This window comes from Actinoplanes sp. ATCC 53533 (assembly GCF_003947245.1).
Map to the genome: position 1 here is coordinate 15,834 of NZ_QHHV01000207.1, position 25,913 is coordinate 41,746.

23 protein-coding genes and 3 pseudogenes are annotated in these 25,913 nt (G+C 68.7%); 25 read left to right on the forward strand and 1 reads right to left on the reverse strand.

The window, feature by feature from the left end:
• Positions 1 to 46: 46 nt before the first annotated feature.
• From DMB66_RS47370 to DMB66_RS65425, 23 genes and pseudogenes are all read left to right on the forward strand, one after another.
• Complete coding sequence (locus tag DMB66_RS47370; RefSeq protein WP_125810676.1) at positions 47 to 1,003, forward strand: hypothetical protein; 957 nt, start codon at positions 47 to 49, stop codon at positions 1,001 to 1,003.
• Between the two features lie 93 nt (positions 1,004 to 1,096).
• The gene (locus DMB66_RS47375) at positions 1,097 to 1,903 is read left to right on the forward strand and encodes a hypothetical protein (RefSeq protein WP_125810677.1); all 807 of its coding nucleotides are present in this window, start codon (positions 1,097 to 1,099) and stop codon (positions 1,901 to 1,903) included.
• A 605-nt stretch (positions 1,904 to 2,508) separates the two neighbouring features.
• Positions 2,509 to 3,779: pseudogene (locus DMB66_RS47380) on the forward strand (IS4 family transposase).
• Positions 3,780 to 6,506: 2,727 nt separating this feature from the next.
• A pseudogene (locus DMB66_RS65415) lies at positions 6,507 to 7,115 on the forward strand (ISAs1 family transposase); the annotation flags it as partial.
• Positions 7,116 to 7,230: 115 nt separating this feature from the next.
• Positions 7,231 to 7,551 (forward strand): annotated as a pseudogene (locus DMB66_RS65420) (ISAs1 family transposase); the annotation flags it as partial.
• A 33-nt stretch (positions 7,552 to 7,584) separates the two neighbouring features.
• Complete coding sequence (locus DMB66_RS64700) at positions 7,585 to 7,725, forward strand: hypothetical protein (RefSeq protein ID WP_233625345.1); 141 nt, start codon at positions 7,585 to 7,587, stop codon at positions 7,723 to 7,725.
• A 170-nt stretch (positions 7,726 to 7,895) separates the two neighbouring features.
• The gene (locus DMB66_RS47395) at positions 7,896 to 8,192 is read left to right on the forward strand and encodes a hypothetical protein (protein WP_125810679.1); all 297 of its coding nucleotides are present in this window, start codon (positions 7,896 to 7,898) and stop codon (positions 8,190 to 8,192) included.
• Between the two features lie 242 nt (positions 8,193 to 8,434).
• Complete coding sequence (locus tag DMB66_RS61825) at positions 8,435 to 8,608, forward strand: hypothetical protein (protein ID WP_158647593.1); 174 nt, start codon at positions 8,435 to 8,437, stop codon at positions 8,606 to 8,608.
• 216 nt (positions 8,609 to 8,824) lie between these two features.
• Positions 8,825 to 9,241, forward strand: coding sequence for a hypothetical protein (locus tag DMB66_RS47400; RefSeq protein WP_125810680.1), 417 nt, complete (start codon positions 8,825 to 8,827; stop codon positions 9,239 to 9,241).
• 211 nt (positions 9,242 to 9,452) lie between these two features.
• Positions 9,453 to 9,710, forward strand: coding sequence for a hypothetical protein (locus DMB66_RS61830; protein WP_158647595.1), 258 nt, complete (start codon positions 9,453 to 9,455; stop codon positions 9,708 to 9,710).
• A 241-nt stretch (positions 9,711 to 9,951) separates the two neighbouring features.
• Positions 9,952 to 10,875, forward strand: coding sequence for a bifunctional DNA primase/polymerase (locus DMB66_RS47410; protein ID WP_125810681.1), 924 nt, complete (start codon positions 9,952 to 9,954; stop codon positions 10,873 to 10,875).
• Positions 10,876 to 11,405: 530 nt separating this feature from the next.
• On the forward strand, positions 11,406 to 11,819 hold the full coding sequence (locus DMB66_RS47415; RefSeq protein WP_125810682.1) for a single-stranded DNA-binding protein: 414 nt from the start codon (positions 11,406 to 11,408) through the stop codon (positions 11,817 to 11,819).
• A gap of 88 nt (positions 11,820 to 11,907) precedes the next feature.
• The gene (locus DMB66_RS47420; protein WP_125810683.1) at positions 11,908 to 12,372 is read left to right on the forward strand and encodes a hypothetical protein; all 465 of its coding nucleotides are present in this window, start codon (positions 11,908 to 11,910) and stop codon (positions 12,370 to 12,372) included.
• A 68-nt stretch (positions 12,373 to 12,440) separates the two neighbouring features.
• Positions 12,441 to 12,821: a hypothetical protein gene (locus tag DMB66_RS47425; RefSeq protein WP_125810684.1), complete on the forward strand. Its 381-nt coding sequence runs from the start codon at positions 12,441 to 12,443 to the stop codon at positions 12,819 to 12,821.
• A gap of 282 nt (positions 12,822 to 13,103) precedes the next feature.
• Positions 13,104 to 13,607 carry a hypothetical protein gene (locus DMB66_RS47430; protein ID WP_125810685.1) on the forward strand — a complete coding sequence of 168 codons (504 nt, stop codon included), beginning with the start codon at positions 13,104 to 13,106 and terminating at the stop codon, positions 13,605 to 13,607.
• A 637-nt stretch (positions 13,608 to 14,244) separates the two neighbouring features.
• Positions 14,245 to 14,424: a hypothetical protein gene (locus DMB66_RS47435; protein ID WP_125810686.1), complete on the forward strand. Its 180-nt coding sequence runs from the start codon at positions 14,245 to 14,247 to the stop codon at positions 14,422 to 14,424.
• A gap of 98 nt (positions 14,425 to 14,522) precedes the next feature.
• Entirely contained in the window at positions 14,523 to 15,077 is a 555-nt protein-coding gene (locus tag DMB66_RS47440) for a hypothetical protein (RefSeq protein ID WP_125810687.1), read from the forward strand.
• Positions 15,078 to 15,098: 21 nt separating this feature from the next.
• Positions 15,099 to 15,830: a hypothetical protein gene (locus DMB66_RS47445; RefSeq protein ID WP_125810688.1), complete on the forward strand. Its 732-nt coding sequence runs from the start codon at positions 15,099 to 15,101 to the stop codon at positions 15,828 to 15,830.
• Positions 15,831 to 16,481: 651 nt separating this feature from the next.
• Positions 16,482 to 17,111, forward strand: a complete 630-nt coding sequence (locus DMB66_RS47450; protein WP_125810689.1) for a hypothetical protein — start codon at positions 16,482 to 16,484, stop codon at positions 17,109 to 17,111.
• Between the two features lie 1,068 nt (positions 17,112 to 18,179).
• A complete protein-coding gene (locus tag DMB66_RS47455; RefSeq protein WP_125810690.1) occupies positions 18,180 to 18,398 on the forward strand; it encodes a hypothetical protein in 219 nt (72 codons plus the stop codon).
• A 490-nt stretch (positions 18,399 to 18,888) separates the two neighbouring features.
• Entirely contained in the window at positions 18,889 to 19,230 is a 342-nt protein-coding gene (locus DMB66_RS47460; protein ID WP_125810691.1) for a hypothetical protein, read from the forward strand.
• A 365-nt stretch (positions 19,231 to 19,595) separates the two neighbouring features.
• Positions 19,596 to 19,793: a hypothetical protein gene (locus DMB66_RS47465; RefSeq protein ID WP_125810692.1), complete on the forward strand. Its 198-nt coding sequence runs from the start codon at positions 19,596 to 19,598 to the stop codon at positions 19,791 to 19,793.
• A complete protein-coding gene (locus DMB66_RS65425) occupies positions 19,784 to 19,915 on the forward strand; it encodes a hypothetical protein (protein WP_255441384.1) in 132 nt (43 codons plus the stop codon). Before DMB66_RS47465 ends, DMB66_RS65425 begins: the two co-directional genes overlap by 10 nt.
• 19 nt (positions 19,916 to 19,934) lie before the next feature.
• Here DMB66_RS65425 and DMB66_RS47470 read toward each other — a convergent pair whose 3' ends face one another.
• Entirely contained in the window at positions 19,935 to 20,393 is a 459-nt protein-coding gene (locus DMB66_RS47470; protein ID WP_125810693.1) for a hypothetical protein, read from the reverse strand.
• A gap of 213 nt (positions 20,394 to 20,606) precedes the next feature.
• Between DMB66_RS47470 and mobF the strand changes: the two genes are divergently transcribed.
• Positions 20,607 to 24,902: a MobF family relaxase gene (gene mobF / locus DMB66_RS47475; RefSeq protein ID WP_158647596.1), complete on the forward strand. Its 4,296-nt coding sequence runs from the start codon at positions 20,607 to 20,609 to the stop codon at positions 24,900 to 24,902.
• Between the two features lie 81 nt (positions 24,903 to 24,983).
• A partial coding sequence (locus tag DMB66_RS47480; RefSeq protein ID WP_148112835.1) for a hypothetical protein occupies positions 24,984 to 25,913 on the forward strand: 930 nt, incomplete at its 3' end.

Sequence of the window (25,913 nt, forward strand, 5' to 3'; positions counted from 1 at the left end):
CCCCCGGTGAGGGCCACACGCCTGGGCGGTTCTGCTCACGAAGGAGATGGTGACGACGGTGCGCTGCACCATGGCTCAGGCGTGGGATCGCATCAGCACGCTCGCCGCGGCCGACGCCGGCCGCCTGACCGGCTACACCCTGCTGGACAACCACATCCCGCCGATCCCCACCGGCGCGCTCACCGGCCCCGCGGCCCAACATTTGCATGAGAATCTCTACCGCGGCGCCGACACGGCCATCGACGGCGACAGCATCGCCTACGTCATCTGCAGCGACGACACCCCCGTCGCGTGGCTGACCTACCACGCGCAGGTCATCGCCCCGGCCGCCGACCTGTCCGACTACCAGATCGCCCACCAGGCGCAGGCGATCGACGCCCTGTCACAGCTCCCGCGCCGGGCGCTGGCGGATCTCGCGCGGCGGCGTGACCACCGCGAGCAGCGTGACCCCGGCACGAAACGCGACATCCGGCACGACGACACGAGCGTGCTGGTCGCTGACCCGGGCGAGCCGACGCTGACCTGGTGGACGACCCTTCCCGCCGACCTCGACCAGGCACGCACCCACCTGGCGGCGATCACCGGCGGCGGCGATGAGGCGCTGGTGCTCGACGCCTGCGGCTATGGCTCCTACGTTCTCGGCAGCCATCGGCTGCCGGTTCCGGTGCTGTGCACCATCGAAGCGCTGGCCACCGAGCACGACCTGCCGGCATGGGTCATCGGGGACTGGCTGAAGGCAGAGGGCGCCCCGCCATCGCAGCCGAACCCCGACACCGTGCGCGCCGAGTTCACCCGCGCCTACCTCGGGATCTTCCCGCATCAACGCGCCTACGCCCGCGTCCAGTTCCAGCAGCGTGGCTGGGGCGATGCGCTGGACGCCGCCGCGATCCCGCAGCGGCTGTTCGACCTGGACCGGTTCACCGCTGACCTGTTCTGCGACGAGGTCCGCGAGGTCCGTTTTCCGCACGGCCAGATCGCCGTGTTCCGCCGGCACACCCGCTGAGCGCCGGCACACCGACCTTCTTCCGTCCCCCTCGCGCGGCCCCGGGCACACCTGGCACCCGGGCCTGGGGCCGCGCCCAGCCAGGAGGAGACCATGATGACGCTCTACCGGACCTGGTCGCGCGATCTGACGGTGCGACGGCCGCTCACCTTTCTCGAGCTGACCGCCATCCGCACGGCGATCGACGACGACGCGGCCGACCCCTGCGACATGGTCGACCGCGCTGCCGCCGCGGTCTTCACGGCCCTGCTCGGCGCCGACGCCGTCGACGGCGAGCTCGACTGTCGTGCCGACCGTGCCCGGCACGCCATCCCGCTCACCCAGTGGACGGCGATCGCCGGCGCCGTCACCGACCGCGCCGCCGCGTGGGGCGCCGGCGTCGAGGCCGGAATGCTGGTCGCCGGGCTACTGCCCTCCTTCTACGACGACCCGGACACCCCCGTGCTGCGCCTGGATCCCGCCGACGGACGCTCACGGCTCGGCCATCTCGACCTGGCCCGCGAAGCGGCCGACACGATCACCGCCTGCGGCAACCACGTCGCTGAACTCGGCGCCGCGTACGGCACCGGCAGCAGCCGATACCAGGAGGCAGCCGACAGCTGGCGAGAAGCCCTCGAAGCCATTCTCGGCGCGCCGAGCCGAGGCCGCTGCCTCGTCCAGCCCGACGGACCGCTGTCGCTGGTCGTCAGCACCGACGGCGGACCCGGCTTTGCGATCACCTTCTGCGGCGAGCCGCACCGCTGCGCGCTGGACGGCTGCCACGCCGTGCGCGACGCCCGTGCGGGCGCCGAGCCGGTGTGGCGGCCGCGGATGTCGGGCGCCGCCGTCCATGACCACGACCACGTGCCTCACTACCCGTTCGACGGCCCACAGCCGGGCGTCTGGGTCAAGCACCCGTGACATCTCGCACCTGGCGGCCCGACGACTGCCGCCGCGCCGATCGCCCCTGCACCGTCCCACCCGCCAGCAGAAGAGTCCTGGTACCCGGATCCCACCTGCGCACCGTACTGCCGCTACTCGGCGGGCTGCACGCCGACGAGCACCGGGACGTGACCGCCACCGCAACCGGGCGCAACGTCGGTCTCACCGCGGTCGCGCCGCCGCGGGCGCGGGCACCGGCATCGTCATCGCGCTGGCCGCGAAACACAACGGCCTCACCGCCACCGAGCTCACCGCGCCCGGCAGTTCCGCGGCCGGTGATGAGATCGCCGCGGCTGCGCGACACGCGGTTGATCAAGGCGCAGTCCCGATCTCTCCGTGCGTCGGATAGATCAGCATGATCCGAGCCGCCAGTCGCTGCGTGGGCAGCCTGCTCGACCTTCGCCCGGTGGACCTCTCGGGCCGCCGTATCGATCTGCTCCTCGTATTCAGCTGCTACGAAGTGGCGCGCGGTGGTAGCCGAGAAGAGCACGCCCGCGACCATGCTTGGACGGTGCCCCTGGAGGCAATGCCGTTCAGATAAGGCGTCTGTCGAGGTCAGCATGGTGCGCTGATGTTGTGTGTGGATGCCGGTACGGTGGCTGGCCGTGACGTCATCGGTGGTAGAGGCAGGGTCACAGCCGTGGGGTCGGTTGACCGACCACATCTGGTTGGGTGTGGTGTCCGCCCGGTTCGACCGCGACCTGCTGGAAGAGGTTCTCAACCGCACCGAACGGCGGGAGAAGCGGGTCCGGCGGTTACCCGCGCATGTGATGATCCGCTATGTCATCGCGATGGGGCTGTACTTCGACGAGTCGTATGACGAGGTGATGCGCCGACTTGTCGGTAACCTGGGCAAACTCGGCTCCTGGAATGACGATTGGCAGGTTCCGAGTAAGTCAGCGATCACTCAGGCCCGGCAACGACTCGGTCCAGAGCCGATGAAGGCGTTGTTCGAGCGGGCCGCGGTGCCCCTGGCCACGCCGGGCACGAAGGGTGCATGGCTCGGCCGGCGGCGGTTGATGGCGATCGACGCGACCAGCTTCGACGTGGCCGACACGCCCGCGAACGTGGAACGGTTCGCCCGGATGGGCTCAGGGCCGAAAGCGTCGGCGTATCCGAAACTGCACGTCGCCGCCCTCGCCGAGTGCGGCAGCCACGCGATCGTCGGTGCGGTGCTGGGCGGCTGCCGGACCGGGGAACGCACCCTGGCCGCCGACCTGAGCACGGTCGTGGGTCCGGGCATCCTGGTGATGGCTGATGCCGGCCTGTTCTCCTATCAGCTGTTCACCAGGTTCGCAGCGACCGGCGCGGACCTGGCCTGGCGGATCGGGGCGTCGGTGTCGGTCGGGCACCTACGGTGGCTGCCGGACTGCTCGTACCTGGCGTTGATCTACGCCTCGGGGTTGAGCGCGGCCGCCGGGCGAGGCTGGCCGAGCAGGCCACAGCCGGTCAGGACGTTCCGGTCGAGGTGGCCCGCCTGGTGCGGGTGGTCGAGTACACGATCCCGGACCGCAAGCCTGACGGGGAGCTGATCGTGGTGGTCACCACCGTGACCGACCCGCACGAGGTGACCGCGGTCGACCTAGCCGGGGCGTATCAGCAGCGATGGGAAGAAGAGTCCGCGCTGGACGAGCTGAAGACCGACCTGCGCGGCCGCGGCGAGGTGCTGCGCTCGCAGTCGCCGGAACTGATCGAACAGCAGATGTGGGGACTGCTATTGGCGCACTACGCCATCCGCGCTCTGCTGCTGGACGCCGCGGACCCGGCCGGCTACGACCCGGACCGGATGTCGTTCGTCAAAGGCCTGCGGGTCGTGCGCCGCCAGGTCACTGACCAGGCGGCCACCACCCCCTGAGGACCTTTCCACCGCCCTGGCCGAGACGCTGGCCGAAATCCGGTCCCAGCCCAACCCGCCACGGCGGTACCGCAGCTGCCCCCGGGGTCATCAAACGCGCCCGACACAACTCCTACCGCGTCAAACGCCCCACCGACCGGACCGTTCGCCATCCCGGCCCACCCACACCCCATCTGGCCTGCCCCAACAGCCTTATCTGAACGGCATTGCCCCTGGAGGTGTCTGGACCGTGCAAGCAACTCCACCGAGTCGACCCTGCCTGATCATCCACGCAGAGCGGTTTCCGACTGGCGAACGCAACAAAATCAGCCAAAGGAAACGAGACGGCAAGATTTACCGTGACATCGACAGACAGTGATGTACGACACCTTGACATGAGGGTTAATTCGACCACACGCAAAGCAGAGATATGCGGTCGTTACCGACAGTAGAACAGCATTGCTGTCGATCATTGTCTATGTTCTACTACTTGCGTTTAGCGCTAGCCCACAAGCGGTGATCAACGGGAGGACGCATGGGTAGCCGACGAATGACTAGGATTTTGGCGCCATTTGCTGCCGTCGCACTGGTGTTTTCGATTGCATCTGCACCTGCGTTGGCAGCAGATACCGGGAGCGCAGAACCCGCTCCACCCCCGCAGAATCCGGGAGCGATTCAGCCGCGTACTTCGGCCGCGATTAATGCAGAACCAACGCCGACGTGCTCGAGACCCACCAATGGCAATCAGATTTGTTTTCACCCTGGAAATGGAAGTCGCACGTCAAGCAAGCGTCCAGCCGTTCTCGCTGTAAATCCGTACCCAGACATCTGCAAAAGCAGCGCCGACAACGGCGGTGAAGTCATGGCGGATAGCAGGCTTCAAGCCTGCAAGATCTATCAAGGCGCCTACCTTCTCACCACTCGGGTCGTCGGTGGAGTCCCCAGGGAAACCGGAAGGCTGTATATCGACCTTTGGGACTGGACGTATTCCAGCTACGACCTTCCGAATTGGACCCACCAAGGCGGCGTCGTTGGGGTAGCAACAGGAAGCTATGGCCCGCCCCTTCAATCAACCGTGTCGGGCACCTTCGGGGTTTCCGGTCAGTGCGCCGTCAATGGTGTCCCAAGTTTTTTGCCTCAACCGATGCAGCCACTCGGCACCATTCGATCCGGCGATGGCTCCGCCAGAACAACCGCGACGACCCTCGGAGCCGTGGGATTTTGCTCCACCGCGTGGAATTTGACGTTCGCCATTCCGGGGTTGAATCCTGTCTCTGTTAGCTCAGGAGATATGAGCGAGATCCGTTGTGACAATGCGGTCGGCGGTTATCTGCAGAATCCCGTTCGACCTGGCTGCGTAGTGCCGTGGTATTCCGCATCGGTTGTCTACAGCCAGAGTCGATACCCGTCCCTTGCATCACATGTTTCAAGGGCTCAGGGATCAAACCTCCCCGGGAAAGACTACTGGAACCCGATGTACCGAAGCACGGATCCTCAAGATGAGAGTGTCAATCGCACGCTTGCCTGCAGTGGAGCCCCGTCAGTACCTGATTTCTCATGCGATGAGTACCCCTTGGCTACTACCTACAACGGATTGCGCTACGGCGGCACACGACGAACGTTTGATGGATGTCAGATCAACGCCCCGACCAATGTAACGGACCCGGAAGGGGCGAGTGCTTGTATGATTCCAGCGAGTGAGAATAGCGCGCAGGGCGGCCTCATGTCGGGCTTCTATTACAACCATCGAGTGCTCGATCAAGATCCCTTCCTTGTAGCAGTTGGAAGCTAGCAGGTCCGATGGCACGTGCGCCCGGCACGGTAGACTCGATCAAGTCACCGTGCCGGGCAGCCTGCTGTCCGCCTGAACTGAATGGAGGATAGATAAGAAATGGTCAAGATGACTGCTCAGGAGCACATTTTGGCGATCGTCGATGGTCCCGACTTCCCAATCGACTCAGCCGATTGGACGAATGGGTTGGTGGCCCAAATGACTGTCGGATCCATGATTCATACGGGCGTCAATAGAGGATTTGTTGATGTCGAAGCCTTAGCAACAGACGCCCCTCCAGAAATATGGCAAGCGAGAGCCTGGTCAGAGACCGCAAATTGGGATGACATAATAGAGGTTAGCGTCGAGGCTCCCGGGGGGAATCTTGGCATTCACCAGTTGTCGTACGGACCCCTTGAATCGCCGCCCAGCCTGCCGAACATGAGTCCCTTCGGCCCAGGCACGTACCGACTCCGCGTGCACGCCCTGGGCAGGGATCTGCACTACGATGAAAATATCGAAGAATCCGGCGAACGCTATCTATTCATTACTTGGCCAGCAACATACACACCATCGCTGATTGTTAGGTCGACCAGCAGATGCGGCTATGGCATTCGGCTCGGCGAATCGACTAGGAAGGCAACAAAACCAACTCCGGACGTTGCGGCGCCGCCGACCCAGCAGAGGAAAGACGAAGCCCTACGGGCCCGCGGTATACATCGACCCACTCGTGACTTATGAGCTTCCCCTTCTTTGAGCGCTGCCCGGTGGCTGCCTGGTAACGCGAAAGTTGCATACAGACAGGCTTTTTGGCAGCGGACACCCCTCAGGGCCATTGCGTGTTCGGTGCGCAGCGTCTTGAGGTGGGGTAATACGGGTGATTGACCTCTGTGGAGGGTGCTCGGGGCGGGTGAGGCCGCCTGGGTGATCATGGGAGTTCTCTACGCTTCCAGGACGCCTTGAGGACCTCACCCGCGATGTCAGCATGCCCGATCCCTGCACTGTCCGCAGTCACCACCCCCACCGATACGCCCACTCGCCCTGTGACCGAGGGTGAACAGGCGGGCTTGCTGCACGCGTTAACGGCGGTGCCGGATCCGCGGAGTCCGCATGGGCTGCGCTATCCACTTGCCGGGCTCCTCACGGTCGCGGTCTGCGCGGTGATGGCCGGCGCGTCGTCGGTGGCCGCGATCGCGGACTGGCTGCACGATCTGGACGACATCGCCCGGGCCCGGCTCGGCTTCCGCCGCGGGGTGCCGGTCACCAGCACGGTGTGGCGGCTGATGATCCGCCTGGACGCCGACCTGCTCGCCACCATCCTCGCGGGCTGGCTACGCACCCGGACCCCGCCGGCCGGGCGCCGGCGGCCGCGTTACCGGCAGGTCATCGCTATCGACGGCAAGACCGTGCGGGGTGCCCGCCGCGCCGACGGCAGCCAGGTGCACCTGCTGTCCGCTCTGGACACCAGTACCGGCATCGTCCTCGCGCAGGTCACCGTGAGCGCGAAATCGAACGAGATTCCTGCCTTCGCGCCGTTGCTGGACGCCGTCGAACAGGTCCTGGGCAGCGTGAAAGACCTGCTCTTCGTCGCCGACGCCATGCACACGCAGACCGGCCACGCCACCGAGATCGCCGCGCGGGGCCGCGCACCTGCTGATCCCGGTCAAGGGCAACCAGCCGACCCTGCACGCCCAGCTCAAGACGCTGCCCTGGGCCCAGATCCCGATCGGGCACCAGACCCGCGACCGCGGTCACGGCCGCCGGGAAACCCGCACCGTCAAAGCCATCACCCTGCATACCCCTGGCGGGATCGGCTTTCCGCACGCGCAACAGGCCATCCGGATCACCCGGACCCGCACCCTGACCAGCAGCGGCAAGACCAGCCGCGAAACGGTGTACCTGACCATCTCGCTGCCTACCGCCGACGCCCACCCAATCGACCTGCAGCGATGGGTCCGCGCCGAGTGGCTGATCGAAAACCTCGTCCATCACGTCCGGGATGTCACGTTCCGTGAAGATTCACATCAGGCCCGGACCGGCAACGGACCCGCCGTCATGGCCACCCTGCGTAACACCGCGATCGGCTTCCACCGGACCAGCGGAGAAACCAACATCGCCCGCGCCACCCGACGCGCCAACCGACGCCCCCACGACCTCATCACCGCCGTGACCAGCAGCAACCCCAGAACGCAATGACCCTGGGACACCCCTCACCACATGCACGACACCTGTTCACGCTCCATCGCACCGCCAAATCGCTCTGAGCAGGCAAAACGTGGCGCCATGGGCCCTTCACCCCAGCTTGACCTCGACAGAAAGGGACGATCCCGTCCGGCTCCCGCAAGGGTGACGGGATCTGGGAGATCGTGCGCCAGCACGGTTTCCGCAATTCGCGGGAGGTCGGCCTGCATATCCGGGGCAGCCGCCACCGCGACGCGCAGACCTGGCGGATCGAGGCCGCCGCGAAGGCGTTGCGGGCGGCGGGTTTCGAGGTGACCGTCGACATCGACGACCAGTGGCGGCCCACCGCCGACCGCGAGGCCGTCTACGCTGACCGCGTCGACGGGCACGACGAGCATGCCTCGAACGCGGCTGGGCGCCGTGACGCCCGCCAGGCCGCCGCCCACCAAACCCTCGATGGCATCCCGGCGGGCAGCCGATGACGCCCGGCCACCACTCCTAGGGCCAGGACCGCAACCGCCGCGAGCGGGCGCTGCGCCGCGAGGATCAGGCCCGCGACCTCGGCCGCGCCGCACAGGAAGCTGCCGGGCGGGCAACCGCGGTCCGATCCCACGACACCTACCGATGCGCCGCACGTCATCGCGCGGCGCATCCAGCGACTCGATGCCGAACAGCGGCGCTGGCAGCGCAACCTCATCTCGGCCTGCGAACACACGAGCCAGCAGTGGCGGAGAAGACCGAACGGCAGATCGCCCGGCTCGACGAGCAGATCACCCACGAGCGGGCCAAGCTCGGCGACCTCGCCGACACGCACACGTTCCTCGCGTGGGGGCAGGACAGCATCGCCGCGGCGACGTCAAGGTCGGTGGCGGTGGCTGGTTCCGGGCGACCCGGGTAAACGCGAAGACGGTCGGTATCGACACCAATGCCTGGCCAAGACGGTCCGCCACGACAAGATCTTCGGACGGCGCCGCAGCGGCATGCAATGGGACACCCCTGATGGCGAGCCCTGGCCGCAAGCCGACGCCGTCGCCCGGTGGGCGCGCATCGCACAGACGCTGACCGGCAACCGGCCCGGCAGCGGCGACCGCCAATCCGAGGCGAGTCTCGCGCGGTGTGCGATGCGGCTGTGCACGGCCTGACCACTACCGCATGCGAGGCGGAGGTAGCCGCGTTCACGCCCGACCCGGACGACCCGGACACCCTGGCCGAGCCGCGGCGCCTGGCGCTCGGCTACCTCAGCGTCTACGACCGGCTTCAGGCCGGCGAAGCGCCCGCGGACATCAGCGGCGGTCTCACCGTCGACTCGCGCGAGCCGGTGTGGCGGATGCCCGCCGGTGAACCGGTCGACCGGCACCCACAGCAGCTGCACGCCGGCGACATCATCGCCGGGATCTGGAACCGCGGTCCCAGCGGCCGATATCTGTGCCAGTCGTTCGCCGGGCACGTCAAGCACATCGGTGAGGTGCACGACCGTGGCCAGTACGGCCGGTGGGTGCATCTGACCCCTCGCCAAAGGCAGCGAGCATGACGTCGCCACCCATGAGTGGCTGGCCGTGCACTGCCGCCCAGCCCGCTGAGGTTCCCCGACCCAGGCCCGTATCCCTGCCCGCTGTCTCTGTCCCTCGCAGAGCAGGGGTGTGGGCCCCTCCCTCCCGGTCCGCCCGCCGAGATTCCCGGCTGGACCTGGATCGGATTCCCGTGCCAGCTCGCGCAAGAGCCGGCCGACCCGCACCGTGACCGTGACCGTGACCGTGACCGTGACCGTGACCGTGACCGTGACCGTGACCGTGACCGTGACCCGGACCGTGACCGTGGCCCGGACCGTGACCGTGGCCGTGACCCGGACCGTGACCCGGACCGTGACCGTGGCCCGGACCGTGACCGTGGCCCGGACCGTGACCGTCACTCTCTACGCCGTTACTCGAAACGCCCAGGACCGCTGGCGCCGTGTGGCATCAGCGCGGCGAGCCGAACCCATCCCGGAAGGATTTTTGTGATGACCCAGCACGAGTTCAGGGCACGCAGCCCTGGCATCCATGATCAGTGTGTGGCGCGAGCACCGTCGATGGTGTGCGCTTGTTCTGCCGCGCGAAACCGTGGCGTCGTTGGACCCCGTCGGCATACTGCACCCGGCACACCGCATGCGCCAAGCGCGCTGCCGCCGGCCGCGTCCGGCGGCCGCATGGCATCCGGCGCGGTCGAGCCGGCCGTCGGCGCACACGCCGAGGTGGGTGCGTCATGGTGAGTCGATCGCTTTCTCGCGCCGGGCGGGCCCGTCCTGCGAGCGCTGCGGAGCTGGTGGCTGCCGCGCTGCGCTATGCGGCCTTGGGGATCGCGGTGCTGCCGCTGCACACCCCCGCCCCGACGGGAAGGTGCAGTTGCCGCGACGGGGCGGAGTGCGCGTCGCCGGGCAAGCACCCGCGGCTGCGGCACGGATTGCTGGACGCGTCTACCCAGTCTGCGCAGATCCGGGCGTGGTGGCAGCGCTGGCCGTACGCGAATGTCGGCCTGGCCACCGGCACGGTGCTGGAGGTGGGTGACATCGACACCGGTGCCGCGCTGCGGACGGTGCTGGATCTGCTCGACGTGGTGCGCCCGCCCGGCCCGTTGATCCGTACCGGGTCCGGCTGGCATCTGTGGTACGCGGGTTCGGGGCTGCCCAGCCGGGTCGGCCTACTGCCGGGCGTCGACTGGCGTGGCCGTGGCGGTCTGGTCGTCGCGCCGCCGTCGCTGCACGCCAGCGGCGCCCGTTACACGTTCCAGCAGCCGTGGACGCCGGGTTCGGGCCTGCCCGCGTGCCCGCCGGTACTGCGCCGGCTGGTGCTGCCTGACCCGACGCCAACGCCGGTGACTGCGGCCAGCCCGATCGCGGACCTGGATCGCTACACCGAGGCGGCCCTGGCCGGTGAACTGGAACGGATCCGCCATGCGCCGCGGCCCCTGATCCGTGGTGGCCGACGCGTCGCCGGTGGCGGCCGTAACGACGCATTGAACCGGGCGGCTTTCCGGCTGGGGCAACTCGCGGCCCGGCACGCCGTGGACGAGGCCGCGATCCGTCGCCGGCTCACCGAGGCCGCACTGTCCGCCGGGCTCGGCCGCACCGAGGTACAGCGCACGATCTCCTCTGGCTGGCGGGCGGGCTTGGCTCATCCGCGCCGCTGACTGGCGACGCCGCGTGGCCGGTCGTGCGGGTCTGCCCATCGCTGTGCGGCGTTGGTATCGCGCGCCGAGCGGCTCGCCCGCGACGGTGGATCTGGTTGCGCTGGTGCCGACCGGCCCGCCGGCACCGTACGGGGTGCGCGGCAGCATCGTGGGCGTCGCCCGTCCGGCGACCGGTCTCATCCCGGCCAACTGCCGGACGGCCGCGGCAGCTGAACACCGCGCGGCCCGATCTGCAGCGCTGGTGTCACACCGGGCGGCGGGCTCGGTGGAGATCTGGGGCGTCCGGAGGTTCCGCCCTGAGGGACCCGAAGGTCAGCCCACCCGTGCCGGGGGCGCAAACCCGGCAGAACATCTTGGCGAGCGAGTCTCGCTGCGCTCGACGCCAAGATCTTCTGCTCAAGCAGTGCTTGCGCCCCCGGCCCATGGGTGGGCTCTGACCGGCCCCGTCAGCGCGGCACCCCGGCGCCAGGATCACCCGATCCGCACTCCGGCGGCTGTCGCATCAGCACCATCTGATCGGAGCCACACTGATGCACCAGCACATCCTCTCCGGCCGCCTCGGACGCCAGCCCCAGCTGCGATTCACCAATACCAGCGGCGCGGCGGTCTGCAACCTGGCCCTAGCCCATGACCGCTGGATCAGGGACGCCAACGACCAGTGGGAGAAGGTCGGCACCCAGTGGTACGACGTCACCGTCTGGGGGGAACTGGCCGAGCGTTGCAGCGAATACGCCAAGGGCACGAAGGTGATCGTGAACCTGCGCGACGACCTGAAGCCGCGAACCTTCCGACGCGGAGACGGCACGGTCGGCGTCGCGTTGGAGGTCACCGCCAACACGGTCGAGGCGATGCAGGAACGCCAGCCCAAGGACGACGACGCCGCCACCGAACCCCCGATCGACGCCTACGAGCCGCAGGAACACGAGCTCGCGTCCGCCGCCTAACACTCCCGCCGTCCGGGGCTGGTGTTCACCCGCCGGCCCCGGACCCGATTGCCCCTCGTATCCGATACTCACCAAGGAGTGCGTCGGCGTGAAGCAGTTCTTCAACACCGCTATTCAGGGCACCGTCCTCGGGCACCCGGAGCCGGGCCACACCAGCCACACCGGCCGCGCGTTCGTGGCCTTCCACATCGTGCACCGGATGGGCTACACCGACCGCAAGACCGGCGAATGGAACAGCCAACCGCCGATGGAGTTCGACGTCAAATGCTGGAATCCGGAGCACATGATGTTCGCCCGCGGCCTCAAGCCCGGCACCGAGGTCCTCATCACCGTGAACCGGCTGGTCCCCACGCTGTCCCGCAACGACGAACCAACCATCACGATCTACCCCGGCTCGCTCGTGACCGTCGGCGGTAGCGCGACCGCTCGCCCGGCCAATCGCCGCGGTCAACGTTCCGGTGACCTCGTTGTCACCCCCCACGGCGAGACCATCGACGCCGCCGCATGGCCCGAGGTCGTCACCGGCGACCTCACGATGGTCCACCACGGCTGACGAAATCCTTCAGCAGGGCCGGTCCGGCGGATGCCGGACCGGCCCTGCGTCATCTGACAGGAGAAGCCGTGTTCACCGCGACCACGCTCGCCGACCTCAGCAGCCACCTCATCGACCGTCTCTACCGGCACTCGTCCTGGGTGCGGCGGTGTCTGCGCCATACCCGCTACGCGCGCGAATACGCCGAGCTCGGGCTGTGCTGCACCGGTTGGTACTTCGAACACACCGACGACTGCCTCACGCCGAACCTGCCGCGCGGATGCAGCGACTGCTGCGCCCCACCGGGCACAGTGCACGAGTGCCCGTGCTCGTGGTTCTGGGACACGCCCGCCGATCTGCCCGGCGTCGACACCGCGCCCTGGCCGGACGCCGCCCGATGGCCGGGCCACGCCATCGACGACGAGCTGGACCAGCCGGACTACGCGGAATCCGGGTGGCCCGCAGCCTGAACCACGCCGCCACCGCCGACCAGACACCGCACCGACTGCGAGTTCCGGACCCACCTGTGGCTGGCCGTGCGCGGCCGGCCACCCAGCTGGCACCTGAGCATCGCGACCGGCCAGGCCCGCACCCAGCCCCGGGCGCGGGCTGGATGCGGGCTTGATCTGTCGGACCGCGAGGCGCTGTGCTCGGCCGAACCCCGCCAGCAGCAGGGATTCCCCCGGTCCCCTGCTGCGGTGTTCGGCCGGGCTCAGGGCACCACGGCCCGCATCGACACGGAGGCAACACACATGACCACGGTGGACATCCCCCGCACCAGCATCGACCCGCCAAGCTCGCACGGCGTGCAGGACACCAACGACCCGCAGCGGGCCAGCATGGCCGAGCAGGACATCATCATCGCCGGCCTGAGTACCGCCGCCAGGAACATGCAGCGGGAACTCGACGCGGCCAACGAGCGACACGAGCAGTCCGTGAGCCAGCACCGCGCCGACATCGCCGCCATCGGCGAGCGCCTTCTCGAAGAGGCCCAGGAGCGCCGGTGGTGCAGCGCATACGACACGGTCGTCGACCAGCTGAACAACCAGCTCACGGTGGAACTGCCGGTGCGCGAGCTGGACTACGAGGTCGAAGTCAACGTCCGCGTGACCGTACGCGTCGCGGCGCGCGGCGAGGACGATGCCGAAGACCGGGCCGGCGAGATCATCCGCATGATCGAACAGGACATCGACGAGCGGCCGACCTGCACCGCCTACCCGCAGGACTCCGACGCCTGGGACATCCGGCTCCTCTGAGCGCCGCGCTGTCGGGTGCCCGCACGACGGAGCCTTCCGGGCGGGCACCCGGCGCAGCACCGACCTGCCGATGCGACGAACCAGCGCAGCGCCGCCCCGTCCCGCGATCGGGCTCCGGGCCGCCGTCACTGGCCCTGCCACAGCGGCATCCCGCGTCAGGCGTTCACCGCAACGCCGACGCCTGCGTCCACCCCCGGGAGTGTTTCCCCACGCGACCAGACCTGACGTCTGCTCGTCAGCCAGCAGTTCCGCGGTGGGCGAACAGTCGGGCCCTACGCCGAGGCCGGCCCAGGCCGGCCAGGCGGCAGCGCCCCCGCGCACTGACCGGGCTTTCCGGCACGGCATGAACCGCCGGACATCCGCTGGTACAGCGAACGCGGTGGCAACCCCGGGCGACCGCGTTCGCCAGTCCGCAGAGATGACCGACCCTGCGGCGGCGGGCAAGCCGGCAAAACATCTTGGAAGCGCAGCAGCCATTCATGCCGCCGGCCAGGATTGCTGCGCTTCCAAGATCTTTTGACCCAGGAGCTGGCTTGCCCGCCACCACCGAGCCGGTCCCCCCGATGGCCTGTCAGCGCGGCAACCCCGGTGCGAACCGGCGGACGCCGCACCATCCGAACCCTTCGGAGGCAACGCCATGGACCAGAACGCCGGCACCAACGAGCAGCACACCACCGCCGCCCGCCGCCCGTTCCGCGCCATCGCCCGGCACCTGTCCCACCCGGTCGCGCACGTCACCGGACTCATCACCGCGCACACCGTCGCGCTGGCCCTGCTCCAGAAGACCCCGCTGTTCGCCCTGCTCGGTCTGCACTGACCCGCCGACGCTGCGGGGCCCGGCCGTACGGCCGGGCCCCGCAGCGTCGTACGCCGCGCGATCGTCACACGATCCCCGTCATCGACCAGGAGTCCCTGATGAAACCCACCCGTCCCCGTCCCGACCTCCTGCTCGTCCTGGCCAGCACTGAGCGGCACGGTGTCACCGAACTGCGCGGTACGGTCTGCTACCGCTACGACCCCGCCCTCGAATCCGGCTGGGACACCCACGAACCCGGCACGGTTCTGAGCCCCATTTTCACCGACCCCGCCGGCCGCTACGACCCCTACGCCGACCTGCACGTGCGGGCCGCGCTCGACGTCAAGGGCAACGTCAACGACGGGCGCAGCTATGCCTGGACCTACGAATTCCGGCCGCACTCCGTCGATCTACGTCGAGCCCAGAGCATGGCCTCCTTCTTGCGGCGCACCGACCGGCAGATGACTGCACTCGCCCAGCAGCTCGGCGCGCCGACCGACTTCGCCGGCTACCTCACCCGCTTCGCCGTGGCGCTCGGCATCACCGTGTTCGCCGAACACTCCGCCGAACTGCGGCACGACGGCACGCACTGGACGTGGATGGACGTCGACCAGATGCACGCCTGGGTGCGCCACCACGAACAAACCCCGACGGCCACAGCAGACCAGTCCTAACGCGGGAGCGGACGGACCACCATGACCCTGCATGTCGTTCAATACTCTGGCGGTATCGGCAGCTGGGCCACCGCCATGCGCGTCGCCATGCGGCACGGCACAGACAGGCTTGTCCTCCTGGCCGCCGATACCCGCGTCGAAGATCCCGACCTCTGGAGGTTCGTCGCCGACTCCGCCGCGCACCTCGGCGTCAAGCCGGTCATCGTCGCCGACGGCCGCACCCCGTGGCAGGTGTTCGCCGATCAGCGATTCCTGGGAAATTCCCTGATCGCCCCATGCTCGCTGCATTTGAAGCAAAAGCCCTGCCGGGCCTGGCTGACCGCACACGCGGACCCCGCCGACACAATCCTGTACGTCGGCATCGACTGGGCCGAGAAGGGCCGGATTCCCGGCATCGAAAAGGGCTGGGCGCCGTGGCCGGTCGAGTTCCCGATGTGCGACCCGCCATACCTGACCAAGCAGCAGATGCTCGACTGGGCCCGCGCCGAAGGACTGCGACCACCACGGCTCTACGACGACGGCTTTACCCATAACAACTGTTTCGGCGTCTGCGTCCGTGCCGGCCAGCGGCAATGGCGACACCTGCTCGAGGTCGCCCCCGAGCGGTACGCGGCCGCTGAGGCAGAGGAGGAGAAGCTCCGCGCCCACTTGGGCGACGTCGCGATCCTTAAAGAGCGCCGCCAGGGCGTGACCTACCCGCTGCCGCTACGGGAACTACGTCGCAGGGCGCACCATCCGCGCCAGCCTGGCTGAGTCCGGCTCTCGGCGCGGTGTCTGGGCACCGACCGGCGGGAATCCTGCCGCGCTTGGCACCGGCCCGGCAGGGGGGGCCGGGTCGACCAATCGTCGCGACAACCGGGAGCCGCTGGTGGGCGACACGCGCACGACGCTCCTGCCGGGCGTCGACCCGCCCCGGCCATAAGGTGCCGCATGCCGGGCCGCTACTCGGCTCATGCGGTGGTGCCTGTCGCTGTACCGCCACCACCCTGAACCCGACGCACCAGTACACAGCACACCAGCGTTGCCACCCCGAGGAAGCCTCCTCGTCAATGGGCAGCATCCTCATCCCTGGGCGACCGCGCGGCTGCCCCTCGCCCAGCCGGCGGCAGCGCCAACGTCTGCGCTTCGCGCGTACTCCGAGCGAGTAATTCCCGCAGCGTCTGGAGCCGCTTGCTGAGGGACCCGAGGTCAGCCCACCCAGTCCCGGCGGGGCTAGCCCCGATGCAGAACATCTTGGCAACTCGTGTCTCGCTGGCGCTCGACGCCAAGATCTTCTGCCCTGTGGCTTGCCCGCCGGACCGCGGGCGGGCTCTGACCGGCCCCGTCAGCGCGGCACCCAGCGCTGGGATCACTCGATCCCGCACGGGGCGCCGCATCAGATACAGCCTGATGGAGGCATCCACCATGACGGAGAACGTCATCGACCAGACAATCGCCGCCGCTCCGGCCGGTCAGGACTCCGCCGGGGCCGAGCGGCCGGCCGCCCCGGAGGGCTCGGTCTACCTGTCCGACGTCCTCGCCCTCGTGCGCAAGCACGCCAACGACAACGGCTGGTGCCGTACCGCCGAGTCCGTCACCACGCAGGCCTTGAACGAAGGGCTGTCGTTCAAGCCCCTGCGCCGCGTGCCCGGCCAGGGATGCGGCGACCCGTCCTGCCGGATGTGCTACGGCGACCGTGCCGCAACGACCGACACCGACCTGGCCGACGAGCGGTTCACCGCGGCCGACGGCACCGATCCGTTCATCACCAAAGCCCGCCTGAAGACCGCCATCCGCAAGGCCATCGACCTCAGCTACGACTGGGACGGGCCTCTCCGCCTGTACCACGAACTCATCGACACCTACCAGCTGGACGAGGTCCCGCTTCCGGTTCGCACGTACACGGTCACCTTCACCGTCACCGACGAGCAGCTGCACGGACGAGCGGCTGACCAAGCAGGCGCGGCGTACGCCCTGGAGTACGCGACCGTGGCAGACTTCACCGTCTCGGTCGAGTCCACCACCGAGAAGGCCACAGCAACCCTGACGTCATAGTCAGGACGTGCTGCCCGGCCGGTTCGCATCCGGCCGGGCAGCACACCGCCCAGGGACCGTTCCAACACCTCACCGAAACGGCCTACCGACCGCTCGATTCAGGCGAGCCCATAGCCCCGGCGCCGTTGACCAACAGGACCAAGGAATCCGCAGGCCCGGCTGGGGCGGTGAGGCGCTGCACGAAAGTCAGCGGTACGCGCTGCGAGACGCCCTTCCGCGCTCCGAAGCTACAAGCCGCAGACGTGCCTCCTGAGACATTCGGACGCTGGAGAACACAACAACAGCCACGGTGTGTACGTGTGCGCCGGCCACCGCCAGTGGTTGCACCTGCTCAAGGTCGCCCCCGAACGGTACGCGGCCGCTGAGGCTGAAGTGGAGAAGCTCCGGTCCACGCTCGGCGACCTAGCTGAAGGAACAACGCGCCGGTGCAACGCGGCCCCTGTCCCTGCGAGAACTCCGCCGCCGCGCGCAGCAGCCAACCGCCTAGCCGGACCCGACCGGCCCGACCCGGCCCCACACGTGGACACGGCAGCCACTCGTCGAGGAGTGGAAGAGCGAGCCCCGGGCGGCGGTGCGGGCCGCCACCAAATCCGGGTGCCGCACGGCCCTGCCGTCGGCCGGACGGCGCACGGAGCTCGGCACAGCATCTGGACGCCATGGTCGCGCGGGCAGCCGGGTGCGAACCCCTACCTCGAGGTCGGGCACGCGGCGGCTATGCCGGGAGCGGACGGTGCGGCGCCGCCGACTGGCGAAACGCAGTCCTGGTCCCGGCTACCGCCTGGCGGTGATCGAGATGCGGTCGGCCGCCGAGTGCCCGGGGTACCGCGCTCGCCGACCACGAAGCGATGACCGACCCACCCGGCGGCGGCAAGCCCGGCAAAACATCTTGGAAGCGCAGCAGCCATCTATACCGCCGGCCAGGATTGCCGCGCTTCCAAGATCTTTTGACCCAGAAGCTGGCTTGCCGCCGCCCGTGCGCGCCGGTCCCACCCCGGCCCGTCAGCGCGGCAGCCCCGAGCACTCACCGGCGGCCGTCGCACACCGATCGCACCGCCAGGAGGCGACGCCATGTACCAGAACCTGCCCCTCGCCGACCGCCGTCAGCGCCGCGACGCCCGCCCCGACCGCAACAACAGCCACTGCGTGCTCGTCGGCGAGAAGGAGTTCTTCAACCCCGCCGACCCCGCCGACTACCGGGAATACCTCATCGTCCGCGCCTACGCCAACCCCAGCGACCACCTGCAGAGCCCCCTCAGCCGCATCATCAACGACCTCGACGAGCGCTGACGTACCCCCGCCCGCGGAGGGCCACTGGCCCTCCGCGGGCCGGCGTCAGCCCGGCCGGCCCTGGCGGGCCGGTAAGACGGAGCGGCCTTCGGCCGCTACAGAGACCCTCTTTCGGCCACTGGCTACGCCAGGAGGGTAGGTTGCGCGACGACGTCCACCAAATCCGCCGCGGGCGGGTAAATAAATTCTGCACACCCCACAGAATTTTTTTACCCGAAACCCCCGCACCGAATTTGGCTCCCGCCGCCGCGCAACCTGGCGAGCAAGCTCGCCGCCACCGGCCAAAAAAGCGCCTCAACACCAAAGCCCACGCCAACCTAGCTGCGAAAACAGCACGAATTGCGACGTGCACTATCCGAAAGTTAAAAGAGAAAAAGGCATTCTTTTCCTACCAAAGATAGACAAAGACAGCTTAATACTGATAGGCTTCTATTTGTCAGCGAGGGCAAACGCTGACGACACAGGAACACAAAACCATAGGAGACCACACGTGAGCATCCACAAAATCGATGTCCGTGACGAGAGCGTCAACAGCGTTGTTGTTGGGTGGGAGAAAGCGTTCGGCTCATTCTGGGCGCACGTCTACCTTGCAGGCGACGGCAGCGGCTACCCGTGCCCCAGCCGGGAAATCGGCGGAGACTTCCGCGAGGTCAAGGACCCCGCGATCGTGATCGACTTCGTCCGCCCCTACGCGCACGTTCCCGAAGATCTCGCCGCGATCCTCGCGGCAGACGCCGAGACCGAGGGCACCTGCGACATGCCCGCAATCCTCGGTATTCAGGAAGGCACGTCGACCGCGTACGACCTCAGCGAAGCCGCCATCCCGTTCTAACCCGCGCACCGGCCGGGGAGTCCCTGACTCCCCGGCCGCCCCATGTCTGGCCCACCGCCGCAAGCTGAGCAGCCATCCGCCGACTGCGACCGGACCGGCGCGCATCGAGCACGCCGCCCCGGGCTGCCGCGCCCACCGCTCACGGCCGCACCACCCCGGCCACATTCCGCCAGGACCCGCGCACGTAAGAGGCCGACGGCCCCCCGAAGGGGGACACCCCTCGCGGGATGTACCGGGCAAGGTCCGTCGGCCGACACAGGCAACACACCAGCGCTCACGCGCTGGTCTGAAGACCAAGGACCAGGTTAGCGCGCCGCGCCCCTCCCGCTCAACCGACAATCCACCCAGCCCGCCGGGAGCCGTCCGTGCCCACCACACCGCAGCCGTGCGCCACCATCACCGTTGACGACCTCGCCGCTATCGCCGCGAAAATCCAGCGCCTCACCCGATCGGCGAGTCCCGGCACCGCCCGGAACGCCCGCCGCATGGAGGCGATCTTCAACAGCTACGGCATAGCCTTCAACGACGCACCCACCACCGACGGGGAGACGCCATGCCGCTAATCAACAATGACGATCTCGGCCGCCGCATCGTCCGCATCGGCAAGGTTCTCGGCATCGGCGGCGCAGCCCTCGCGATCATCGCCGTCCTGCTGCTCATCGCCGCAGTAATCCTGCTGCGCTAACCAAGCCAGGGGTAGCCGCTCAACTCAGCACCGGTCTCTCAACCCGCACCGGTTCCGGCGCCTCAACGCCCGCCGCCGGAACCTCCGCCGCCGCGCGTCCCGTCCGCGCTGCGCCGCTACCCCGGGGACGACCACGCCTCCGAGCGACGACCACGCCGCCGGTCAGCTGCTCCACCCGCGCCGTAACGTCCTCCACCGGCGCCCGCTGCTGACCCAGCCGCACCCGCGCCGGAGTTTCCTCGGTCAATACCGCAGCCACGTCCGCAGGCACCAGTGAGGCCAGCACCGCCAACGCGACGTCCGCGCCCCGCTCGGCGTCCGCCACCGCCGCATCCAGACGCGCAACCTCCACCGACCGCCGCTCCACGGCACGGCCGACCGCTGCCGCAGCCTCCGCCGCCGCTTCCAGCGCCACACGCTCCGCCGCCTGCCGCGCCTTCAGCCTCTCCACCGCTTTGTTTGTCATCTTGCTAGCCATGACGTCAATGCTACCCATTCCTTCCCTTCACCCTCCACACTCAACCATCGTTGAAAAGTAGTCCTAAATTCCTCCCACAATCGTTCACCATTGGTCCTATCACCTATGGCCAGCACACCCTTTAGAAGGCCCATCTACAACCTTCTTTTGATTAGCACACCCCCTGGCATTCAAATGTCGAAAACGGGCCTGACGCGACGTACTCTCGCTGCCATGCTCACGGTTACTCGCATCGCGCCGGGCGCCGGGATCGCCTATCTGACCAGGCAGGTCGCCACCGGACGGCACGACTTTCGCCCCGCCGCACCCAACGCGGTAGTCGCCTATCACGGCGACCCGACCGCACACGGCGAAGCACCGGGCTGGTGGGCCGGCCAGAGCCAAGCGCTGTTCGGCGTCCACGGCGAGGTCACCGAAAAACAGATTCTGAACCTGATCGGAGAAGGCAAACACCCAGACACGGGCGAACAACTAGGCCGGTTATGGCGCCAGTTCACCGCGATGGACGACGACCAGCGCAAAGACGCCGTCGAAAAGAAGTGGGCAGCACTGCCCACCGATGCCACCTACGAGCAGATCGCGCAGGTGTGGCTGCGGATCTGGACCGCGCCGGAACGGCACCCGGTCGCCGGTTTCGACGTCACCGTCTCCCCGGTCAAATCGGTGTCGTTGTTGTGGGCGTTCGGCGACGACCGGGTCAAACAACAGGTGATGGCCGCCCACCACGACGGTGTCCGCGCCGCCCTGGCCCACCTACGCGCGCACGGAGCGTTCACGCGGCTCGGCACCAACGGCATCGTGCAGGTCGACACCGACGGGCTCGCCGCGATGGTCTTCGACCACCGCATGTCCCGCGAAAAAGACCCACAGATCCACTCGCACATCATCGTCAGCGCGAAGGTCCGCATCACCCGCGACGGCCGCGAGGACTGGCTCGCCCTGGATTCCAAAGCGTTCTACCAGGCGACCATCAGCGCGCGGGTGGCCTACGAACGCGCCGTGGAACACCAGCTGGGCCAGCGGCTCGGTGTGCGGTTCGCCGCCCGCGACGGCTCACCGATCCGGGAGATCGTCGGCTTCAGCCTGCGAGCCATCGCGCTCTACTCCAAACGGCGCGCCGCGATCGAAACCGAGATGGAGGGCCGGACGGGCGACCCGGCCGGACGGCGGGACTGGATCCCGGTCGGCCGGTGGCGGCGCTCCGCCCAGGACGCCACCCTGCGCACCCGGCAGGCCAAGGGCGAACCTGAGTCGACCATCGAGGCAGTCGCGCGGTGGCGGCGCGAAGACCGGCGGGCCGGACTGGACACCACCGCCGAGGTCCGGCATATCGTCGCCGGACGCAGCCCCGACCACATCGACCGGCAGGCCCAACACGTCATCCGCCGCGCGCAACACGGCCGCGCCGGCCGCCGGCTGAGGGTCGACGACCTCGACCAGGCGGCCCTCGATGCCGGGTTGGACAGCGACCAGCAGCGTGCCGCAGTCGTGACCGCGGCCATCCGGCGGGTGCCGCATCTGGCCGTCGAACGCGCCGTCGACGAGGTCAGCGCCGACCGGGCGGTATTCAGCATCAACCACCTTGAGCTGGCCATCGGCCGGTACCTACACGTCGACCCCACCACCGACCGGCCCACCGACTGGCGGCGCGTGCAACGCCTCGCCGCCCAAGCGGTCCGCACCCGGGCCGGTGGGCTGCGGGTCCTCACCCCACCCGCGCTGGTCGATTGGGGCGAGACGCTGGTGCGCAGCAGCGACCGGCAGAGCATCTACAGCCGGCACCGCGACCTGAAACTATCCACCGAACCCGTCCTGGCCGCCGAGAAAGAACTCATCGCCTACGCCACCCTCCACGGCGCCACCGCGGCACCCGCACCGCTGCTCGATCAGGTCGCCGACCGGCTCGACCTGTCCGACGAGAAACGCGCCGCCCTGCACTTCGCGATCGGCGACACCCGCCGAGTCACCGGGATCGTCGGGCCGGCCGGCACCGGCAAGACCTACCTGCAACGCGCGGTCGGCGTCGCCGCCCGCCACGCCGGCATCCCCGTCCTCGGCCTGACGGTCGGGCAAAACGCGGCGTTCGTGCTCGCCGACGCCACCCGCGACGGCGACCAGCCCGGCATCCGCACCGAGAACATCGCCATGTGGCTGCACGCCCAAGACAACCCGCCCGAGGGCACCACCCGCGACGACTGGGCCTTCCGGCCGGGCCAGTGGGTCATCGTCGACGAAGCCTCCCAAGCCTCCACCCACGACCTGGTCCGGCTCACCCAGCTACTCGAATCCGTCGGAGGAAAACTCATTCTGGTCGGTGACCCCGAGCAGATCTCCGCCATCGGACCCGGCGGCATGTTCCGCTACCTCACCTCCCTCGGCCACACCACCGAACTCCGCGAGGTACGCCGATTCGCCGACGCGTGGGAAGGCCCCGCGTCGCTGCGACTGCGTGAGGGCGACACCACCGTGCTGGCCGAGTACGACCGCCGTGGCCGCGTCCTGGCCGGGCACCGCACCGAACTGATCGCCCACGTGCTCGACGGGTGGGCCGCCGACATCCTCCAAGGTCGTACCAGCCTCATCCTCGTCGAAACCGAAGCCGAGGCCGCCGACATCGCCACCCAGGCCCGAAGGCTGCTCATCCGGGCCGGCCTCGTGCAGCCCGGCCCCGCCGTGGAGCTGCGTGACGGTACCCGCGCCGGCGTCGGAGACCTGGTCGTGACCCGTCGCAACAACCGCACGCTGACCGCCGGGGAAACGTTCGTCGCGAACCGCACCCAATGGCGCATCGTCGACCTCAGCGCAGGCGGTGACCTGCTGGTCGAGAACACCACCAACCAGGCCCGCACCACCCTGCCCGCCGCGTACGTCGCCGAACACGTCCAGCTTGCCTACGCGGGCACTGTGGACTCCGCGCAAGGCCGGACCGTCGATGTCGCCCGCGCCATCATCGACCAAGCCACCACCCGCCCCCGGCTCTACGTCATGGCCACCCGCGGCCGGCTGCTCAACCTCCTCGGCGTCGTCACCGCCGACGAACCCCCCGAATCCCACCCACCGGCACCGCCCACCGCAGGGATCACCGTGCTCGCCGGGATCCTGCGCGAGGACAGCAACGACCGGTCCGCCACCGAAACCGAACAGACCCTGTGGGCAGACGCCGACACGCTGCGGTACTGGGGGCCGGTCTACGACGACCTCACCGCCCGCGCCACCACCCCGACCTACGTCACCGTCGTCCGCACCGTGGCCGGACGCGGGGTCGCCGACAACCTCACCGCCGACCCGGCCATGCCCGCCCTCGCCGCCCGCCTTGAGGCCCTGGCCGCCGCCGGCTACGACCCCGTGCAGGTCCTCACCGCCGTCGCGTCCGAGAAGGAATTGCGCACCGCCCGCGACACCGCAGCCGTGCTCGCCTGGCGCATCGACAAGGCGTTCGGGGACATCCAGCCCGACCCGGCGGTCGCGCTCAGCCCCGGCCAGGCCGGCACCTACACCCAGCGCGCGCCCACCGTCGACGGCGACATCGGTACCGCGGTGCGCAAGGTCGCGGCGATCTGCGACACCCGCATCGACGCCCTCGCCCACCAAGCCGCTGACCAGCAACCGGCCTGGACCACCGCGCTCGGGCCGTACCCCGGCGACGAGCCCGGCCGCCGACAGTGGATCAGCCGCGCCGCGATCGTCGCCGCGTACCGCGACCGCTACCAGATCACCGGCGACCAGCCGATCGGCGTCGAGCCCCCGAACCGCGACATCGGCCGGTGGCAAGCATGGCAACGCGCGCACACCGTCCTCGGCATCGCCACGCTCGCCGGCCAGATCCAGGCCGCGACCGACAACCAGCTCCGCGCGCTGATCACCGCGCAACGCGACGCCGACGCTTCCGCACCCGACTACGTCGCCGGACGCCTACGCGTCGCGCACACCCAGCTCGTCACCGCTGAACTCCACCTCCGCGACACCCGCGTCGACCTCGCCACTGCCCAAACCACCGCCAGCGCCGCTACCCGTAACGCGGACGCCGCCAGGCCGCGGTGGTGGCAGGCCGGGCCGCTGCATACCCAAGCTGCTCTCATCGAGCAGAACGCAAAGTCCGACGCGCTGCGCGCCGCCTCCCGGGTCGAGGAACTGCAGGAGCGACTCGCCGACGCCCGCGGCCGAGTGGCCGCCGCCCGCCAAAACGTCCACGTCCTCGAGGACCAGCACGCCGTCTGGGCCGGCTGGTACACCGACGCCCTGCCCACCCGCTACGCCGGCCTGGCCGCCGCCGCCGAAGCCGCCCGGCGCACGCAGCAACTCGCCACCGACGCAAAACAACTCGCCGACGCCGTCCAACAGACCGCCGCCCGTGTACGTGCCGTCGACGCCACCCGGCCCCACCCACACACCCGCCCCGTCCCCGGACGGCTCGCAGAAGAAGCCGCCGCCGGATACCAACGCGTCACCGACATCCCCGATGAGACGGCGCCCACGGCCGACCACGACATGGACCTCGGACATGACTGACACGCCTCACTCCAGCCGCCACGTCATCGCCAGCGGGCGCCTTTCCCCTGCCACCCCCGCGTGTGACAGCAAGAGCCGACGATGACCGGCTACCCGGTTGCGTTCGCCGACGAGGCGTTCATCAACCTGCGAAACCACCCCGGCGTCTACCTGTTCGCCGGGATCGTCGTCGACAGCGACGACCTGTCCACCGTCATGGACGCTGCCCGCCAAGCAGCCGGCGACCAAGGCCCGTTCCACGCCACCGACCTGTATCACCGCGGCCACATCACCCCGATCGAAGACATGCTCGACGCGGTCCAGGCCCACGCCGGTTGGAATATCGTCGTTGCCCAGGCACCGATCACCGGTACGCAGGAACACGCCCGCCAGGCCGCATTCACCCGGCTGCTGCAGCAGCTCAACGAACAGAAGGTGCGCGATGTCGTCGTCGACACCCGCGCCGGCCAGCGCGAACGAGTGCAGGCGCAACTCGAAGGGCGCAAAGTCACCGCCGCCGATCTGCCCGACGTGACGACCTACCGCAACCTCGTGCGCACCCACCAGATCAACGCGCGCATGCGAGTCCTGCACGTCGACGACCGCCAGCAGCCAGGCCTGTGGATGGCCGACGCCGCCGCATGGTCATTCCAACGGGCCTTGGCTTACGACGAACCGCAATGGTGGAGCCGTATCACAGAGATTTCCAGCATCATCGACGCCCGCACCGGCGCAGAACTGTCCCTAGACAGCAACAGGGCCGCTCCACCCAGTGGCGAACGCGGCCCCGAACACCTGAGCCAAAGTGCTCAAGCGCCCTTGTTGACCAATCAATGGTACACCCTCACCGGCGGCACCACGAACAGGACGCTAGGCCCCGGGCAGGTCTTCACCAGCCTTCTGCACCAGATCGAAGCCGCCCACAGCCGTGATCTCCAACAGCACGTACTGCGCCAGGTCGTCGAGCTGAACCGTGGAGTTGCCGAGCTAACCGCAGCCATCCATTCATCGACAGAGGTCGGCCAGCCCGCA

Bases quoted from the DNA above. Each gene is read 5' to 3' on its own strand.
- DMB66_RS47435 (WP_125810686.1), top strand. From the start codon at position 14,245: ATGGACCAGAACGCCGGCACCAACGAGCAGCACACCACCGCCGCCCGC.
- DMB66_RS47445 (WP_125810688.1), top strand. From the start codon at position 15,099: ATGACCCTGCATGTCGTTCAATACTCTGGCGGTATCGGCAGCTGGGCC.
- DMB66_RS47455 (WP_125810690.1), top strand. From the start codon at position 18,180: ATGTACCAGAACCTGCCCCTCGCCGACCGCCGTCAGCGCCGCGACGCC.
- DMB66_RS47370 (WP_125810676.1), top strand. From the start codon at position 47: ATGGTGACGACGGTGCGCTGCACCATGGCTCAGGCGTGGGATCGCATC.
- DMB66_RS65425 (WP_255441384.1), top strand. From the start codon at position 19,784: ATGCCGCTAATCAACAATGACGATCTCGGCCGCCGCATCGTCCGCATC.
- DMB66_RS47470 (WP_125810693.1), bottom strand. From the start codon at position 20,393: ATGGCTAGCAAGATGACAAACAAAGCGGTGGAGAGGCTGAAGGCGCGG.
- DMB66_RS47440 (WP_125810687.1), top strand. From the start codon at position 14,523: ATGAAACCCACCCGTCCCCGTCCCGACCTCCTGCTCGTCCTGGCCAGC.
- DMB66_RS64700 (WP_233625345.1), top strand. From the start codon at position 7,585: ATGGCCACCCTGCGTAACACCGCGATCGGCTTCCACCGGACCAGCGGA.
- DMB66_RS47430 (WP_125810685.1), top strand. From the start codon at position 13,104: ATGACCACGGTGGACATCCCCCGCACCAGCATCGACCCGCCAAGCTCG.
- mobF (WP_158647596.1), top strand. From the start codon at position 20,607: ATGCTCACGGTTACTCGCATCGCGCCGGGCGCCGGGATCGCCTATCTG.
- DMB66_RS47450 (WP_125810689.1), top strand. From the start codon at position 16,482: ATGACGGAGAACGTCATCGACCAGACAATCGCCGCCGCTCCGGCCGGT.
- DMB66_RS47410 (WP_125810681.1), top strand. From the start codon at position 9,952: ATGGTGAGTCGATCGCTTTCTCGCGCCGGGCGGGCCCGTCCTGCGAGC.
- DMB66_RS47415 (WP_125810682.1), top strand. From the start codon at position 11,406: ATGCACCAGCACATCCTCTCCGGCCGCCTCGGACGCCAGCCCCAGCTG.
- DMB66_RS47375 (WP_125810677.1), top strand. From the start codon at position 1,097: ATGATGACGCTCTACCGGACCTGGTCGCGCGATCTGACGGTGCGACGG.